The 15,198-nt window shown below is 71.6% G+C and carries 15 protein-coding genes; 7 read left to right on the plus strand and 8 right to left on the minus strand.

Annotated features, from left to right (window positions below):
• The first annotated feature begins 215 nt into the window (after positions 1-215).
• The 5 genes from gatC to gatB all read left to right on the plus strand — a co-directional run bounded on the left by gatC (position 216) and on the right by gatB (position 5,333).
• Positions 216-515 (plus strand): Asp-tRNA(Asn)/Glu-tRNA(Gln) amidotransferase subunit GatC, encoded by a 300-nt coding sequence (gatC, locus tag AB0B96_RS16425; RefSeq protein WP_350947603.1) that lies wholly within the window; start codon positions 216-218, stop codon positions 513-515.
• Positions 512-2,002: an Asp-tRNA(Asn)/Glu-tRNA(Gln) amidotransferase subunit GatA gene (gene gatA / locus AB0B96_RS16430; RefSeq protein ID WP_362899410.1), complete on the plus strand. Its 1,491-nt coding sequence runs from the start codon at positions 512-514 to the stop codon at positions 2,000-2,002. The genes gatC and gatA overlap by 4 nt, the downstream gene beginning before the upstream one ends.
• Positions 2,003-2,057: 55 nt before the next feature.
• Complete coding sequence (locus tag AB0B96_RS16435) at positions 2,058-3,146, plus strand: AAA family ATPase (protein WP_362899412.1); 1,089 nt, start codon at positions 2,058-2,060, stop codon at positions 3,144-3,146.
• A complete protein-coding gene (locus AB0B96_RS16440) occupies positions 3,143-3,712 on the plus strand; it encodes a hypothetical protein (protein ID WP_350947606.1) in 570 nt (189 codons plus the stop codon). The genes AB0B96_RS16435 and AB0B96_RS16440 overlap by 4 nt, the downstream gene beginning before the upstream one ends.
• A 115-nt stretch (positions 3,713-3,827) precedes the next feature.
• Positions 3,828-5,333, plus strand: coding sequence for an Asp-tRNA(Asn)/Glu-tRNA(Gln) amidotransferase subunit GatB (gatB, locus tag AB0B96_RS16445; protein ID WP_350947607.1), 1,506 nt, complete (start codon positions 3,828-3,830; stop codon positions 5,331-5,333).
• 239 nt (positions 5,334-5,572) lie between these two features.
• Here the strand turns inward: gatB and AB0B96_RS16450 are convergent, their stop codons facing one another.
• The 5 genes from AB0B96_RS16450 to AB0B96_RS16470 form a co-directional block, all read right to left on the minus strand.
• Positions 5,573-7,711 carry a peptidase domain-containing ABC transporter gene (locus AB0B96_RS16450; protein ID WP_362899415.1) on the minus strand — a complete coding sequence of 713 codons (2,139 nt, stop codon included), beginning with the start codon at positions 7,709-7,711 and terminating at the stop codon, positions 5,573-5,575.
• Positions 7,708-8,226, minus strand: coding sequence for a hypothetical protein (locus AB0B96_RS16455; RefSeq protein WP_362899417.1), 519 nt, complete (start codon positions 8,224-8,226; stop codon positions 7,708-7,710). Before AB0B96_RS16455 ends, AB0B96_RS16450 begins: the two co-directional genes overlap by 4 nt.
• Entirely contained in the window at positions 8,211-9,215 is a 1,005-nt protein-coding gene (locus tag AB0B96_RS16460; RefSeq protein WP_362899419.1) for a TIGR04500 family putative peptide maturation system protein, read from the minus strand. The genes AB0B96_RS16455 and AB0B96_RS16460 overlap by 16 nt, the downstream gene beginning before the upstream one ends.
• Positions 9,212-10,234, minus strand: coding sequence for an MvdC/MvdD family ATP grasp protein (locus tag AB0B96_RS16465; protein WP_362899421.1), 1,023 nt, complete (start codon positions 10,232-10,234; stop codon positions 9,212-9,214). The genes AB0B96_RS16460 and AB0B96_RS16465 overlap by 4 nt, the downstream gene beginning before the upstream one ends.
• 154 nt (positions 10,235-10,388) lie before the next feature.
• On the minus strand, positions 10,389-10,526 hold the full coding sequence (locus AB0B96_RS16470; RefSeq protein WP_350947614.1) for a putative ATP-grasp target RiPP: 138 nt from the start codon (positions 10,524-10,526) through the stop codon (positions 10,389-10,391).
• A gap of 413 nt (positions 10,527-10,939) precedes the next feature.
• On the opposite strand from AB0B96_RS16470, the gene AB0B96_RS16475 reads away from it, so the two are divergent.
• Positions 10,940-11,323, plus strand: a complete 384-nt coding sequence (locus AB0B96_RS16475) for an SH3 domain-containing protein (protein ID WP_362899423.1) — start codon at positions 10,940-10,942, stop codon at positions 11,321-11,323.
• A 123-nt stretch (positions 11,324-11,446) separates the two neighbouring features.
• Here the strand turns inward: AB0B96_RS16475 and AB0B96_RS16480 are convergent, their stop codons facing one another.
• Positions 11,447-12,178: an SDR family oxidoreductase gene (locus tag AB0B96_RS16480; RefSeq protein WP_362899425.1), complete on the minus strand. Its 732-nt coding sequence runs from the start codon at positions 12,176-12,178 to the stop codon at positions 11,447-11,449.
• A gap of 83 nt (positions 12,179-12,261) precedes the next feature.
• Here AB0B96_RS16480 and AB0B96_RS16485 point away from each other — a divergent pair, with 83 nt between their 5' ends.
• Positions 12,262-12,843, plus strand: coding sequence for a TetR family transcriptional regulator (locus tag AB0B96_RS16485; protein WP_362899427.1), 582 nt, complete (start codon positions 12,262-12,264; stop codon positions 12,841-12,843).
• Positions 12,844-13,000: 157 nt separating this feature from the next.
• Here the strand turns inward: AB0B96_RS16485 and AB0B96_RS16490 are convergent, their stop codons facing one another.
• Both AB0B96_RS16490 and AB0B96_RS16495 read right to left on the minus strand, forming a co-directional pair.
• Positions 13,001-14,494: a tripartite tricarboxylate transporter permease gene (locus AB0B96_RS16490; RefSeq protein WP_362899429.1), complete on the minus strand. Its 1,494-nt coding sequence runs from the start codon at positions 14,492-14,494 to the stop codon at positions 13,001-13,003.
• Entirely contained in the window at positions 14,495-15,196 is a 702-nt protein-coding gene (locus AB0B96_RS16495; protein ID WP_362899431.1) for a tripartite tricarboxylate transporter TctB family protein, read from the minus strand.
• Between the last annotated feature and the right edge of the window lie 2 nt (positions 15,197-15,198).

Consider the following 15,198-nt stretch of genomic DNA (forward strand, 5'->3'; position numbering starts at 1 on the left):
GGCCCGTCGGGATCGTGGTCGCGACCCCGTCCGGACCCGCACCGGCGGACTTCGGGGGGTTTCCCGCGAGGGGTGACGGCCCGGACGCGGTCTGACCGCCCTGAGTAAGAGATCTTCGCTCGGTTGCGGCCGTGTTAATGAGTCGGGACCCTCAGGTCGCGAGCCATAGGATGACAGTGTCCAATTGCCATTCCACGAAACGGGTTCAACGACTCATGTCCGCCATAACCCGCGACGAGGTCGCTCACCTCGCCCGGCTGTCCCGGCTGGCGCTGGCCGACGAGGAGCTCGACCACTTCGCCGCCCAGCTCGATGTGATCATCGGTGCGGTCGCCCGCGTCGCCGAGGTGGCGGCCGACGACATCCCGCCGTCCTCGCACGCGCTCCCTCTCACCAACGTCTACCGTCCCGACGAGGTGCGACCCAGTCTGACGCCGCAGGAGGCGCTGTCCGGCGCCCCGGCGGTCGAGGACGACCGCTTCCGCGTCCCGCGCATCCTCGGGGAGGAAGCATGAGCCTCATCCGCAAGTCCGCCGCGGACCTCGGCGCGCTGATCGCGAGCGGTGAGGTCTCCGCCGTCGAGGTCGCCCAGGCCCACCTCGACCGGATGGCCGCCGTCGAGCCGAAGGTGAACGCCTTCCTCCACGTCGACGCCGAGACGACCCTGGAACAGGCGCGCGCCGTCGACGCCCGCAGGGCCGCCGGCGAGGAGCTCGGCCCGCTGGCCGGGGTGCCGATCGCGCACAAGGACGTCTTCACCACCAGGGACATGCCGACCACGGCCGGATCGAAGATCCTCCAGGGCTGGAAGCCGCCGTACGACGCGACCGTGACCCGCCGCCTGCGCGAGTCCGGGCTGGTGATCCTCGGCAAGACCAACCTCGACGAGTTCGCGATGGGCTCCTCCACCGAGAACTCGGCGTACGGCGTCACCCACAACCCCTGGGACCTCTCCCGCATCCCCGGCGGCTCCTCGGGCGGCTCCTCCGCCGCGGTCGCCGCGTACGAGGCCCCGCTGTCCACCGGCACCGACACCGGCGGTTCGATCCGCCAGCCCGCCGCGGTCACCGGCATCGTGGGCATGAAGCCCACCTACGGTGGTTCGTCCCGATACGGCCTGATCGCCTTCGCGAGCTCGCTCGACACCCCGGGCCCCTTCGCCCGCAACGTGCTCGACGCGGCGCTGCTGCACGAGGCGTTCTCCGGGCACGACGTCATGGACTCCACCTCCGTCGACGCCCCGGTGCCCTCGGTCGTCGAGGCGGCGCGCAACGGCGACGTGGCCGGGCTGCGCATCGGCGTGGTCAAGGAGTTCGGCGGCGACGGCTACCAGGCGGGCGTGCTCGCGCGCTTCCACGAGACCGTGGAGCTGCTGGAGTCGCTGGGCGCGAAGGTCTTCGAGGTCTCCTGCCCGTCGTTCACCACCGCGCTCCCGGCGTACTACCTCATCGCCCCCTCGGAGTGCTCCTCCAACCTGGCCCGCTTCGACGCGATGCGCTACGGCCTGCGCGTCGGCGACGACGGCACCCGCAGCGCCGAGGAGGTCATGGCCCTGACCCGCGCGCAGGGCTTCGGCCCCGAGGTCAAGCGCCGCATCATCCTGGGCACGTACGCGCTGTCCAGCGGTTACTACGACGCCTACTACGGGCAGGCGCAGAAGGTCCGCACGCTCATCGCGCGCGACTTCGAGGCCGCCTTCCAGCAGGTGGACGTGCTCATCTCGCCGACGACGCCCACCACGGCGTTCCCGATCGGCGAGCGCGCCGACGACCCCATGGCGATGTACCTGGCCGACCTGTGCACCATCCCGACCAACCTGGCGGGCAACGCGGCGATCTCCGTGCCGTGCGGCCTGGCCGACGAGGACGGACTGCCCGTCGGTCTGCAGATCATGGCCCCGGTGCTCGGCGACGACCGCTGCTACCGGGTCGGCGCCGCGGTGGAGAAGGCGCTCCAGAGCCGGTGGGGCGGCGACCTGCTGTCCAAAGCACCGGAGCTGTAGGGCTTTTCCGGGATCGTGGGGCGAGGGGGAGACAGGTGACAGGGAGAACGGTGGCATGATCACTCGGATCGAGATCGACGGGTTCAAGTCCTTCTTGAGCTTCGATCTCGATGTGCCGCCCTTCCTCGCGCTGGTCGGTCCCAACGCGAGCGGCAAGTCGAACCTCTTCGACGCCGTGGGGTTCGTGGCGGCCGAGATCGAAGGTTCCGGGGGGCTGCTCGGGGCGACCCGAGGGCTGCCCGGGGAGCAGTTCCACCGGGTCGCCCACGGCTCGGCGGTGCCGGGGTTCGTCGTCTCGGTGGAGGCGCTGGTCACCCCGGAGCCGGGCTCCGTGGTCCCGGTCAGGTTCGACGTGGGCGCGGAGATGGTGCTGAAGATCCCCAGATCCAGCGGTGCCGTCGTCAGCCACGCGGTCCAGCGGATCCCCGAGGAGCTGCTGGAGCTCATGGTCGAGGACCCCGACCCGGAGGGCACGCCTCGCCGTACGGTCCAGTCGTGGCGGCGATACTCGCCGTCACCCGCGGCGATGCGCCGCCGGTGCCCCTCGGCCGACCGGGGGCCGCTCGCGGCCGACGGCGCGAACCTGGCCGCGGTGCTCGGGCGGATGGCGGGTACGGGGGCGCTGGCCGACCTCGCGGCCGATCTCGCCGGGGTGGTTCCCGACGTGATCGACCTGGTGCCGCGCGTCGAGCGCGGGGAGTGCTCCTTCGAGCTGCTCGTCGACGGCCAGGGAGCGGTTCCCGCAGCGCTGCTGTCCGACGGCACCCTGCGGATCCTCGGCCTTCTCACCGCCCTGCACGATCCCGACCACCCGGGCACGCTGCTGGTGGAGGAGATCGAGAACGGTGTCCACCCGGCCCGCCTCGGCGAGCTGCTCCGGCGGGTGCGCCGCCGGATCACCGTGCCCGGAGGTCCCGAGCCGTTGCGGCAGCTCATCCTCACCAGTCAGTCCCCGATCGTCGTCGCCGAGGTCTACCGGACCGAGCCGGACGCGCTCACGTTCCTCGACACCGCGGTCCGCGTCGACCCCGACAACGATCGGGTCTCGCGGGTGACCGTGGCCAAGTCGATCCAGCCGGACGGCGAGCCGGGAACGTTCGTCTCGCCCCGGCAGGTCCGCGAATACCTGGGAGCGGCGGCATGAGCAGCCGCCCCCTGGTGCCGGGACTCATCGCGGAAGGGGAGGTCGACGAGGGCTTCCTCGGCGTCCTGATCTCCAGGCAGCTGCGCGAGCTCACCTGGATGTCGCCGTACGCCGTGGACGTCGAGGCGACGGAGGTCGTCTCCTGTGACCGGGATCACCTGGTCACCGCGCTGGAGGAGCTCGCGGCCGACTGCCACCTGCTCTTCACGCACGAAGACGAGCGGGAGCGCCGCCGCAGAGAGGGGGTCCGCTACCACTCGCACTACCTCGTGCCGGTGATCGGAATGGGCGAGACCGAAGGCTGGATGCTCGCCGACCCCGCCGCGTGGGCGAAACTGGAGGGCAGCGACCTCAGCAGGCTGCCCGCGCGACCTCGCGACGTCGAGAGGATCTCCGACCCCGCGGGGGTGCTGGCCACGACCGTCCCCCAGCGCGGCAAGCCCGCCCGCGACTACTTCGAGTACATAGGACGCAACATCGACCTCGCCGTTCTGGCCCAGGTGCCCGCCTACGCGAACTGGGTGGCCGAGACGAGGAACGCGTTGAAGGGACTTGGATATCTGTGACGTTTTCTATGGAAATGGTGAACGACAATGAGCGCTGAGAGAGCCCGACGCAGTGAGCGGAGTGGCGCGCGAGGGACGAGCGCTCCGCGTAGCGAGCGAGGAGCGGTGAACGACAATGAGCGCTGAGACGTTGATGCCGTACGACGAGGCGCTGGAGCGCTTCGAGCCGGTGCTCGGCCTGGAGACGCACGTCGAGCTGGGTACGGCGTCGAAGATGTTCTGCGGCTGCCCGACCGCGTTCGGCGCACCGCCGAACACGCACGTCTGTCCGGTCTGCCTGGCGCTGCCCGGCTCGCTGCCGACGGCGAACGCCGCCGCGATCGAGGCGACGATCCGCATCGGTCTCGCGCTCAACTGCTCCATCGCCGAGTGGTGCCGCTTCGCCCGGAAGAACTACTTCTATCCGGACATGCCGAAGAACTACCAGATCAGCCAGTACGACGAGCCGCTCTGCTTCGACGGCTACCTCGACGTCGAGGTCGACGGCAAGACCGTCAGGATCGAGATCGAGCGCGTCCACCTGGAGGAGGACACCGGCAAGTCCACCCACGTGGGTGGCGCGACCGGCCGCATCCACGGCGCCGACTACTCGATCGTCGACTACAACCGGGCGGGCATCCCGCTGGTGGAGATCGTCACCAAGCCGATCCCGGGGACCGACAGGCTCGCCCCTGAGGTCGCCCGCGCCTACGGCACCGAGCTGCGTGAGCTGGTGCGCGGTCTCGGTGTCTCCGACGTGCGCATGGAGGAGGGCTCCATGCGCTTCGACGTGAACGTCTCCCTCATGCCGCGCGGCTCCTCGGAGTGGGGCACCCGCACCGAGACCAAGAACGTCAACTCGCTGCGCAGCGTCGAGCGTTCCGTACGGGGTGAGATCGAGCGTCAGGCCGCGATCCTGGCCGACGGCGGCCGGATCATCCAGGAGACCCGTCACTTCCACGAGAACACCGGCACCACCACCTCGGGACGGTCCAAGGAGGAGGCGCAGGACTACCGCTACTTCCCCGAGCCCGACCTGGTGCCGATCGCCCCCGACCCCGCGTGGGTCGCGACCCTCAAGGCCGCCCTGCCCGAGCTGCCGGGCGCGCGGCGCAAGCGGCTCCAGCAGGAGTGGGGCGTCTCCGACCTGGACATGGCCTCCATGCACAACGCCGACGCCATCTCCCTGGTCGAGGCGACGGTCGCCGCGGGCGCCCCGCCCGCGGACGCCCGCAAGTGGTGGATGGGTGAGCTGGCCCGCCGCGCCAACGAGGCCGGGCTCCCGCTGAGCGCGCTGAGCATCACCCCCGACCAGATCGCCAGGGTGTGCGCGATGGTCGCCGGGGGAGCGCTGAACGACAAGCTGGCCCGCCAGGTGCTTGAGGGCGTGCTGAACGGTGAGGGCTCGCCCGACGAGGTGGTGGCCGCCCGCGGCCTGCAGATCGTCAACGACGAGGGCGAGCTCATGGAGATCATCGACCAGGTCCTGGCGAGCAACGCCGACGCGGCCGACAAGGTCCGCAGCGGCAAGGTCGCCGCCGTCGGCGCCCTGGTCGGCGGTGTCATGAAGGCGAGCAGGGGCAAGGCCGACGCGGGCCGCGCCCGCGAGCTCATCCTGGAGCGCCTCGGCGTCTCCGGCTGACCGGGCGATCCGCGTGCGGGGTCTCCCGGAGGCTCACGCGACGGGCTGAGAGTGGCCCGCGCGTGAGGCTTCCGGGAGGCCCACGCGGAAGGTTCCGCGAGGAGCCCGCGCGCCGGCGTCCGGGAGGTGGCCGCCGGAGGTTCCGTGAAAAGACCGCGCCGGCGTCCTGGAGGTCGCGCCGGAGGTTCCAGGGCCGGTCCGCGCGAAGGTCTCTTCGATGTCGCGCGGGGTGTGTGAGGTTAGTTCGATGTGGTCTGGGCGGTTACGAGTTCGGCGTACTTGCCGGCGGCGGCCATCAGTTCGTCGTGGGTGCCGCGTTCCACGACGCGTCCGGAGTCGATCACCAGGATCAGGTCGGCGTCCCTGATCGTGCTCAGCCGGTGGGCGATCACGATGCGGGTCTGGGTGAGCCAGAACAGGTTGGACTCGATGGTCGCCTCGGTGGCGCTGTCCAGGTTGCTGGTGGCCTCGTCGAGCAGCAGGATCTTCGGTCGCGGCAGGATCGCGCGGGCGAGCGAGAGCCGCTGACGCTGGCCGCCGGAGAGACCGCCGCCGTCGGTCAGCACCGTCTCGTACTTCATCGGCATGGCCATGATCTCCTCGTGCAGTGCCGCCACCTCGGCCGCGGCGACGACCCGCTCCAGGGGGGCGTCGGGGAGGTTCAGTGCGATGTTCTCCCTGATCGATCCGCTGAACAGGGAGGAGTCCTGGCCGACCACGCCGAACTGGCGGCGCAGGGTGCGCAGGTTGAGCTCGGAGGCCGGAACGCCGTCGTACAGGATCTCGCCCTCCACCGGGGTGTGCAGGGTGAGCAGCAGCCTGGCCAGCGTGCTCTTGCCGGAGCCCGAGGCGCCCACCAGCGCGACCTTCTGCCCGGGCCGGATGGAGACCGAGACGTCCCTCACCACCCACGGGCCGCGGGGGTCGTGCCGGAAGCTCACGCCGCGCAACTCCACCGCGCCGCGCAGCCGGAGCACCTCGATGCCTTCGCTGGGTTCGGGTTCCGAGGCCAGGATGTCGGAGAGCCGGTCGAAGTGCGCGCCCGCCTGCTGCAGGCTCTGCAGGCCGGTCATGAGCGAGCCCAGCGGGGTGAGGGCGCCGAGCGCGATGGCGTTGAGCGCGATCAGCGCGCCCACGGTCAGCTCCCCGTCGAGGACCCGCCAGGTGCCGAGCCACAGCAGGCCGAGCGGGGCGACCACCCGGATCGCGGACAGCGCGGCCTCCACCAGGCCCCGGGTGAGGCCGCTGCGCACGTCGGCGTTGAGCTGCTCGGTGAAGTGGGCCGACCACTGCTCCACCGCCCGGCTCTCGGCCCCGGATGCCTTCAGCGTCTCGATGCCGGTGATCGCCTGGATGAGGCTGCTCTGCGACGCGGAGTAGGCGGTCAGCTCCCGCTGGGTGAGGAGGTTGATCCGGCGGGTGGTGGCCAGCACCAGGAGCCCCTGAGCCACGACCACCCCGGTCAGGGCGAGCCCGAAGACGGGATCCCAGATGTAGACGAGCACGAGGTAGCCGATGGCGAGCGGGCCGTCCAGCAGCGCCGCCACGATCTGGCCGGTGAGGATGTCGCGCAGTGTGGAGACGCTGGCGGCCCTGGTCAGCAGGTCGCCCTTGCCGCGCTGCGCGAAGTACCGGTACGGCAGCGTCACCAGGTGGCCGATCACCCCCTCGGTGAGTTCCTGGTCGGCGCGGGCCCGTACCGCCACCAGCAGCGCCGCCCGCAGGTAGCCGATCACGAACTGGGCCACCCCGGCCAGCAGCACGGCCCCGCCGAGGAGGGGGAGCAGGTCCGCTCCCCGGGAAGGGATGACCTTGTCGATCAGCAGCTGGGAGAGCAAGGGCAGCGCCAGGCCCAGCAGTTGCAGCAGCAGCGAGGCGGCGATGACCTGCGCGAGCAGGCCGCGGCGGCGCCGGAACAGGGTGCGGACGAACTCGCGCCGCCAGGCGCTCGCCATCGAGGACGTGCCGCGATGGAACCCCTCGCCGGGTTCGAAGACCAGCAGTACGCCGGTGAACCCGGCGCCGAACTCCTCCGCGGTGAGGCGGCGGCGGCCCCGCCCGGGATCGACGAGGTCAACCCGGTCGGGTGACCAGCGCTCGACCACCACGAAGTGGTTGAACTCCCAGTGCGCGACCGCGGGCAGCGGCACACGCGCCAGGTCCTCGGGCGCGAGGGAGAAGGCACGCGCCTTCAGGCCGTGTTCGCGGGCGCCCTCCACGATGGCCTTGGCGCTCAGCCCGTCCCTGCCGACCTGCAGCCGTTCGGACACCTGGTGCAGCGTGGTGCGGTGGCCGTGGTGGCAGAGCACCATCGCCAGGCACGCCGCGCCGCACTCGGTGACGCTGTTCTGCAGCAGGACCGGTACGCGGTTCCTCATCCGCCCGCTCCCAGCACGAGCGTGATCAGCGTGGCACCGGCCGCGAGGACGGCGGCCACCACGATCCACAGCAGCAGGAACGACGGACCGCTGATCACCAGCGGCATCTTGGCGGCGGCGCGGGAGTCGGCGTGCCGGCGCAGCGCCTCCTCCCGGTAGATGGGCCGCCCGTGACCGCTCCCCGAGGGGGGACCGGCCGGTGCGGACGGCGTCGGCGCGGCGGGGCCGGCCGCGGAGGAGGGCACCCCGGGGCCGGTGGTGGCCGGGGGGCGCGTCCGGGGGTCGGTGGCGTCGGCGGTGGTGGAGGGCTGCGTCCGCGTCTCGGTGGCGTCGGCGGTTGCGGGAAAACGCGTTCGGGGGTCGTCGGCGTCGGCCGCGGGGTGCGGAGGGGAGGCGGGAGGGGCGTAGGGGGGCCGCGTACGGTACCCCTCGCTGTCCTCCCAGTGCCGCACCCGGTGCCGGCCGGGCGCCGGGACGGCCTGTGTGCTGTCCGGATCGATCACGACCAGTGCCACTCGATCGTGGCCGAGGCGCGACGTTCCGCCAGCCAGCGGGCGAACGCGGCGCGTCCGGCGGCGGCGAGGGTCTCGGCGTCGCCGGTGGCCGCGCTCCTGGACAGGACGGCTCCGGTCAGGAAGCCGCCGTCGGGCAGCTCCACCGGGCCGACGACCCGGCCGGGCGCCGCGCCGCGCAGTGCCTCGGGCAGATCCGTCTCCCAGCGGGTCGCGAAGGTCACCACCGTCTCCTCCGCCGACGTCCCCTCCCCGAACGAGGTCAGGGCGGAGAGGAGGTCGGTCGTGCCGGCGGCGGACACCTTCTCCTCGCCGGTGACCCACACGGCCCTGACCCGGGCGAAGGCGCCGGGGTTCGCGGCCAGGTGGCCCGGGGCGAGTTCCGCCTCCTTGTCCCGGCGGAAGCGGCGGCGGCGGGCGATCTCGGTGATGTACGCCTCGAACCGCTCGCCGGACATCCCGGCCTCGGTCATCCAGGCCAGGGTCGACGCGCGGTCGTGCAGCCCTCTGCTCCTGCGGAACTCGTCGGCCGTCGCCTGGAGGTCGGCGGCGGTGAGCGGCTCGGTGCCGGCGGCCTCTTCGGTGGCCTCGACGAGCAGGCACTGGTCGACGATCTCCTGGTACGGCGACGCGTCCCTCCGGGAGAGCGAGCGCAGCATGGTCAGCGCCTGGGGAACCGTCACGTCCACGTCGTTGACGCTGACCAGATACCCGGCCGCCCAGTGCGTCGAGTGGTCGATCAGCCAGGGCACCCCGTCCTCGGCAGGGGCGGTCAGTGCGACCGTGCCGCCCTCGGGATGGTCGAGGAGCAGGTCGTAGTCGACCACCGGGGTTCCGGGGCGCCGGTCGACGACGAGCTGTGCCCGGATCTCCGGGTGCCGCGCCGCCCACTCGCCGACGGCACGGTGGGCGTCGGCGACGCCCGCGTCGCGGCGGGGCAGCGTACGGAGCAGGGAGACCCCGGATCGCAGGGCCTGCGCGAAATCGGTCACGGTTTCTCTCCGTCCATGAGCCAGCCCGCGATCGCGTCGCTGACGGGCAGTCCGCTCCACAGTTCGACGAACCCCCACGCGCCGTTGGAGTTCAGCTCCAGGAAGACGTACTCGCCGCCGGGGGTGACGATGAGGTCCAGGGCCGCGTAGGTGAGGCCGACGTCGGCGACCAGCCGGGTGCAGCGCGACGCCACCTCGGCGGGCAGTTCGTGTACGCCGTACCTGACCCGGTCGTTGTCGTAGTGCCGCCAGTCGTCCCTCGCCGCCCGGGAGGCCGAGGCGTCGATCTCCGCGGCGAACACGCGCTCTCCCACGACGATCACCCGCAGCTCGACCGCCTTGGGAACGTAGGGCTGCAGGATCACCGGCTCGTCCTGGAGGCGGTGCCGGGAGGTCAGGTGGCGGCGGGTGACCACGGTCGTGAACGCGCGGTGCTCGGCGCCGTCGACCTGGAACGGCTCGGCGGTGATCTGCTTGGCGACCAGCCGTTCCGCCGATTCGTACGCGCCCGCGAGTTCGGCGGGATCGTTGGTGTAGACCGTGTCGGGTACGGAGAAGCCCAGCTCGATCGCACGCGCCATGTGGAAGATCTTGTTGTGCGCGCGGCGTTCGTCCGCCCGGCGGCCGGGCAGCCAGCGCGCGGGCAGGAGGCTCCACACCCCGTCCAGCATGAACTCCGCCTGCCGGTCGACGTGCGCGCGGTGACTCGGCTCGGTCACGGTGTCGGCCGCGGAGGGCGCGCTCGGACGGCTGCGCCAGACCGCGGTGATCCGGGACAGGTCGATCGTCTCCGCGCCGGTGTCCAGCAGAAGCCGTCGTTCCCCGCCGGCGAACGACGCGGTGATCCGGCTGCGGCTCGGGAAGTCACCGGTGTCCCACCACAGTACGGGCGTCCCCGAGCAGGTCGCGGTGGTGTTCGCGTCGCCGTCCGCTCCCACCAGGTGAGCGCCGCGCCGCCGGAGTGCGGCCACGACCCTCTCGACCGCCCCGTCACCCCGCCTGCTGATGATCAGAATCACTGTCCGGTCCCGTCTCGAAGGCGCGGCGGAACGGGTCTCCCGTCCCACCGCGCCGTGTTCGTCCGATGCGCCCGTCCGCCGAAGGGTCCGGCCCGCCTCACCGGGGGGAAGGTCCCGTCGGTGGGCCGGCCCGATCAGCCGCTGGATCCGCGGACTAGTACTGCCACCACTCGCACGGCAGGTCCTTCTTCCACGCGCTGACCGACCACTTGCCGCCGGACACCTCGCCCAGCTCGGCCTCGGCGAGCTCGGCACCCTCGAAGGGCAGGTCGTCAATCGTGATCTTCGACATGATCATTCCTCTCGGCCGCGTCGTCGCGACCCCGGCTGGTCCTCCGGCCTCGGTGTCGAGAACCGGTCACCGGGTTGCCGCTTTCGGCCCCCGGTTCTACGGAGGAACCTAGGAACGATCACTTGTGGACCACTTGTGTTCCGCTTGGGAGCGCGAGGGGCCGGGCGCCGTGGCCGCCCGGAGCGAGGCCTGCGACGCGACCTGGACCGTCGGCGGGACCGGCCCGGTGACGGATGTCGAGGATCCTTCCGGTCGCCTGCGTGCCCTTAATCGGAAGGGCCTCTTTTATGTGGTAATTCACATTTCTGAAACTGAACAGGTGTTGACGAAATTCTTGATGGCTTGCACAGTAATCACTGCAGTCTCACCTTTAACTCCGGCATGACCTGACCTCACGATCGGAAGAACGTCCAATGAAAAAGCTTCTGGCATTCGCCGCCGCGACGTTGACGGCCGCCGCGGGGATGGCCGTTGCGGCCGTTCCCGCTCATGCGGGCCCGGTGAGGAGCGCTTTCGTCCTGTCGGCGGCCCCGGGCGTGGACGCGGTGGTGGTGGCGGACGGGGTGCGCCTGCGATCGAGCGCGGGAGGCTCAACGGTCATCGGCTATCTCTACTACGGCGATTACGGGCAGATTCTCAACCCGAACTCGACGGGCGGCTGGTGTAACTTCCGGCTGGGCGCCAGGTCGGCCTCGGGATTGCCCTCCGGCACCACGGGATGGGTTTCGTGCAGCTATCTGGCGAGGGAGGACGGCTTGAAATTCAACGGACCGGCCGTCGACACCCTGCGGGAATAGCCTTTTCCCTGAACTTTCCCGGACAAGACCCGGCCGCCCGGCTCCCCACAACCGGGCGGCCGTTTCCCGTTTTCCCGTCACGGACCCGTCGTCTTCCCCGGCGCAGGCCCGGCGCGGGCCCGGTCAGGCCGTGGTGCCCGCGTCGACGGTGAGGGTGGCGCCGGTGATGTTCCTGCCACCCTCTCCGGCCAGGTGCGCGACGGTGGCGGCGATGTCACCGGGGTCGCAGTAGCGGTCCAGGGCGGTGAGGCGCCGTTCCTCCTCCGCCTCGGGGGCGTCGGCGGGGTTCATCTCGGTGTCGGTCGAGCCGGGTTGGACGAGGTTGGCCGTGATGCCCCGCGGGCCGAGGTCCCTGGCGAGACCCTTCGTCAGGCCGACCAGCGCGGACTTGCTCATCGCGTAAAGGGTCCACCCCGGGTACGGCACGCGTTCGGCGAGGCTGCTGCCGATGCAGATGATCCGGCCGCCCTCGCCCATGTACCGGGCGGCGGCCTGGGCCAGCACGAACGAGGCGCGCGAGTGGATGGCGAGGGTGTGGTCGACCTCGGCGAGCGTCACCTCTTCCAGGGGGCCGAACGGGGCGATGCCGGCATTGCTCACCACGATGTCGATCCGCCCGAACTCGGTGACGGTCCGTTCGACCGCGGCGACGAGCGCGTCCGCGTCGGTGGCCTCCGCCGCCACGGCGAGCCCGCGGGCGCCGGCGGCCTCGATCTCCTTGACGACCGCCACCGCCCGCTCCGCCGAACGCGCGTACGTGATCACCACGTCGGTGCCCTCCGTGGCGAGGCGTGCGGCGATGGCGGCGCCGATCCCACGGCTTCCCCCGGTGACGAGGGCGACCCTGCGTGTCATGGTGTGCTCCTTAAGCGGAATCAGTTCCGCTTAACCATAAAGCGGAACTGATTCCGCTTACAACCCTCCAGTAGCCTGTGATCGTGGACGTCGTCACGAATCCCCGCCGCGAACGGGTCGACGCGGCGCGCAACCGGGCGAAGATCCTCGCCGCGGCCGCCGGCATCGTCGCCGATCACGGCGTCGACGGGCTGTCGATGGCGGAGGTCGCCGCCGCCGCGGGGGTCGGGGTCGGCACGCTGTACCGCAGGTTCGGCGACCGCTCAGGGCTGGCGTACGCGCTCATCGACGAACGGGAACGCGAGTTCCAGGCGGCCTTCATCGAGGGACCGCCGCCGCTGGGGCCAGGGGCCGACGCGCCCGCCCGCATCCGCGGCTTCCTGCACGCCCTCGCCGACAGGACGGTGGAACAGCTGGACCTGCTGGTGATGGCCGAGACGGCGACACCGTTCGCCCGCTTCGGGGGCGCCTACGAGGCATACCACGCCCACCTGTCGATGCTCGTCACCCAGGTCGGCCCCGGCTCCGACGCCTACGTCCTCGCCGACGCCCTGCTCGCCCCGCTCGCCGCGCCGCTGCTCGCCCACCGCCTGCGCGAGCACGGGGTGACGGTCGAGCGCGTCAAGGCGGGGCTGGACGACCTGCTGGCCGCCTTCACCCCCTGAGCGCCCGGGCGCCTTCCGACGGTCCGCGCGGGCGTACGCTCCGGGCGGAGACGGAGCGTACGCCCGCGCGACAGACGGGAGAACGGGGCCGGAACGGAAACGGGCACGGACCTCCGTCCGTGCCCGCGTGTGCCGCACCCGGTGCGGCCGGTTCCGGTCAGGCGCCGCGGCGGGCGGCCACCTTCCTGATGAGGGGCGTGAACAACGCCAGAAGCGAGATGACCAGCAGCGTCGCCGCGATCGGGCTCCTGACCAGGACCGTCACATCACCCGCGCCGATCGCGAGGGCCCGGCGGAGCTGGATCTCGGCCATCGGGCCCAGGATCAGGCCGATCACCGCCGGGGCCACCGGCAGGCCGAAGCGGCGCATCGCGAAACCGAGCATGCCCAGGACGTAGAGGATGACCAGCTCCACCCAGGAGGAGTTCAGCGCGTAGACGCCGAGCGCCGCGAACAGCACGATCCCCGAGTAGAGGTAGGGCCGGGGGATCTGCAGCACCCGCGCCCAGAGCGGGGCGAGCGGCAGGTTGAGCACCAGCAGCATGGTGTTGCCCACGAACAGTGAGGCGATCATGCCCCAGACCAGCGCCGGGTTGTGGTCGAACAGCTGAGGGCCCGGCTGCAGCCCGTACTGCTGGAAGGCCGCGAGCAGGATCGCGGCCGTCGCCGAGGTGGGCAGGCCCAGCGTGAGCAGCGGGACGAGCGTGCCCGCCGCCGAGGCGTTGTTCGCGGCCTCGGGACCGGCGACCCCCTCGATCGCGCCCTTGCCGTACTCCTCGCGGGCGACCCCGCGCGCCAGCCGCTTCTCCACCGAGTACGACAGGAACGTGGGGATCTCCGCGCCGCCGCCGGGCAGCGCGCCGAACGGGAAGCCGAGCGCGGTGCCGCGCAGCCACGGCCGCCAGGAACGCGACCAGTCGGAGCGGCCGAGGAACGCCCGGCCGACCGGGATCACCTCCGGCCGGTCGTGCCGCAGCCGCGAGGCGACGTAGAGCACCTCGCCCATGGCGAAGAGCCCGACCGCGACGATCACCACGTCGATGCCGTCGAGCAGCTGGGGGACGCCCAGGGTGAGCCTGGCCTGCCCGGTCTGCTGGTCGATGCCGATGAGCCCGACGACCAGGCCGAGGCCGAGCGAGGCGAGCCCTCGTACGACGGAGCGGGACAGCACCGACGACACCGCGGTGAAGGCGAGGACGGCGAGCGCGAAGTAGTCCTCGGGGCCGAAGGAGATCGCGAAGTCCACCACCAGGGGCGCCGCGACGACCAGCAGCGTGGTGGCGATGGTGCCCGCGACGAACGAGCCGATCGCGGCCGTCGCCAGCGCCTGGGACGCCCGGCCGCGTTTGGCCATCTTGTTGCCCTCAAGGGCGGTGATCATCGAGGAGCTCTCGCCGGGCGTGTTGAGCAGGATCGAGGTGGTCGACCCGCCGTACATGCCGCCGTAGTAGATCCCGGCGAACATGATGAACGCGCTCTCCGGAGGGACGGTGAACGTGATCGGCAGCAGCAGCGCCACGGTCATGGCCGGGCCGATGCCGGGCAGCACGCCCACCAGCGTGCCCAGCGTGACGCCCACCAGCGCGTAGAGCAGGTTCACCGGGGTGAGCGCGGTCACGAAGCCGTCCAGCAACAGCCGCAGAGAGTCCACTCAGATCACCCCGGACAGCAGCCCGGCCGGCAGCGTCACGCTGAGGCCCTTGACGAACAGCAGGTAGGTGAGGAAGGACACCAGGATCGCGACGACCCCCGCGCGCAGCCGCCGGGTCGCCCCGAGGGTCACGGACAGGCCGAAGAAGAGCAGCGCGCCCGCGATGATCCAGCCGAGCAGGTCGAGCAGCCCGGTGAAGGCCAGGAAGATCACGCTGACCAGCGCGACCGTACGCCAGTCCGCCCGCGCGGCCGAGTCTGCGTCCTCGCTGTCCTCGGCGTCCTCGGGGTCGCCGTGACCTCCCCTGAGCACGTCGATCACGTAGAACAGCCCGATCAGCAGCATCGCCCCCCCGACGAGGGCGGGGAAGAACCGGGGGCCGAGACCGAGGACGGAGCCCGCGGCGGTGACGTCGGCGGTACCGACGATCACGAACGCTCCCAGCGCGAGGACCAGCACCGCCAGCCCCAGCTCGGGCCGCCGCCACGACCACCCGGCCGCGGTCGCCACCCCGCCTCCCGAAGGCGAGCCGGAATCCAGGGCGGGATCGGGGCCGGAACCCGAGCCGGAACCCGAGCCGGAATCCAGGGCGGGATCGGCGCCGCCGTCGCCCACGCGGGTGACGGCGGCCGGTTCGGGTCCGGTGCCGGCCGTACCGGCACCGGTCGCGCCGGTGCCGGTACGGCCGGACGGGTCTTCCACGG

Source organism: Streptosporangium sp. NPDC049046, assembly GCF_040649155.1.
Lineage (GTDB): Bacteria > Actinomycetota > Actinomycetes > Streptosporangiales > Streptosporangiaceae > Streptosporangium.

What these genes read in the sequence shown, in the direction of transcription:
- gatB (WP_350947607.1), top strand. Translation starts at nt 3,828, where the DNA reads ATGAGCGCTGAGACGTTGATGCCGTACGACGAGGCGCTGGAGCGCTTC.
- AB0B96_RS16475 (WP_362899423.1), top strand. Translation starts at nt 10,940, where the DNA reads ATGAAAAAGCTTCTGGCATTCGCCGCCGCGACGTTGACGGCCGCCGCG.
- AB0B96_RS16450 (WP_362899415.1), bottom strand. Translation starts at nt 7,711, where the DNA reads ATGAGGAACCGCGTACCGGTCCTGCTGCAGAACAGCGTCACCGAGTGC.
- AB0B96_RS16440 (WP_350947606.1), top strand. Translation starts at nt 3,143, where the DNA reads ATGAGCAGCCGCCCCCTGGTGCCGGGACTCATCGCGGAAGGGGAGGTC.
- AB0B96_RS16480 (WP_362899425.1), bottom strand. Translation starts at nt 12,178, where the DNA reads ATGACACGCAGGGTCGCCCTCGTCACCGGGGGAAGCCGTGGGATCGGC.
- AB0B96_RS16435 (WP_362899412.1), top strand. Translation starts at nt 2,058, where the DNA reads ATGATCACTCGGATCGAGATCGACGGGTTCAAGTCCTTCTTGAGCTTC.
- AB0B96_RS16470 (WP_350947614.1), bottom strand. Translation starts at nt 10,526, where the DNA reads ATGTCGAAGATCACGATTGACGACCTGCCCTTCGAGGGTGCCGAGCTC.
- gatA (WP_362899410.1), top strand. Translation starts at nt 512, where the DNA reads ATGAGCCTCATCCGCAAGTCCGCCGCGGACCTCGGCGCGCTGATCGCG.
- gatC (WP_350947603.1), top strand. Translation starts at nt 216, where the DNA reads ATGTCCGCCATAACCCGCGACGAGGTCGCTCACCTCGCCCGGCTGTCC.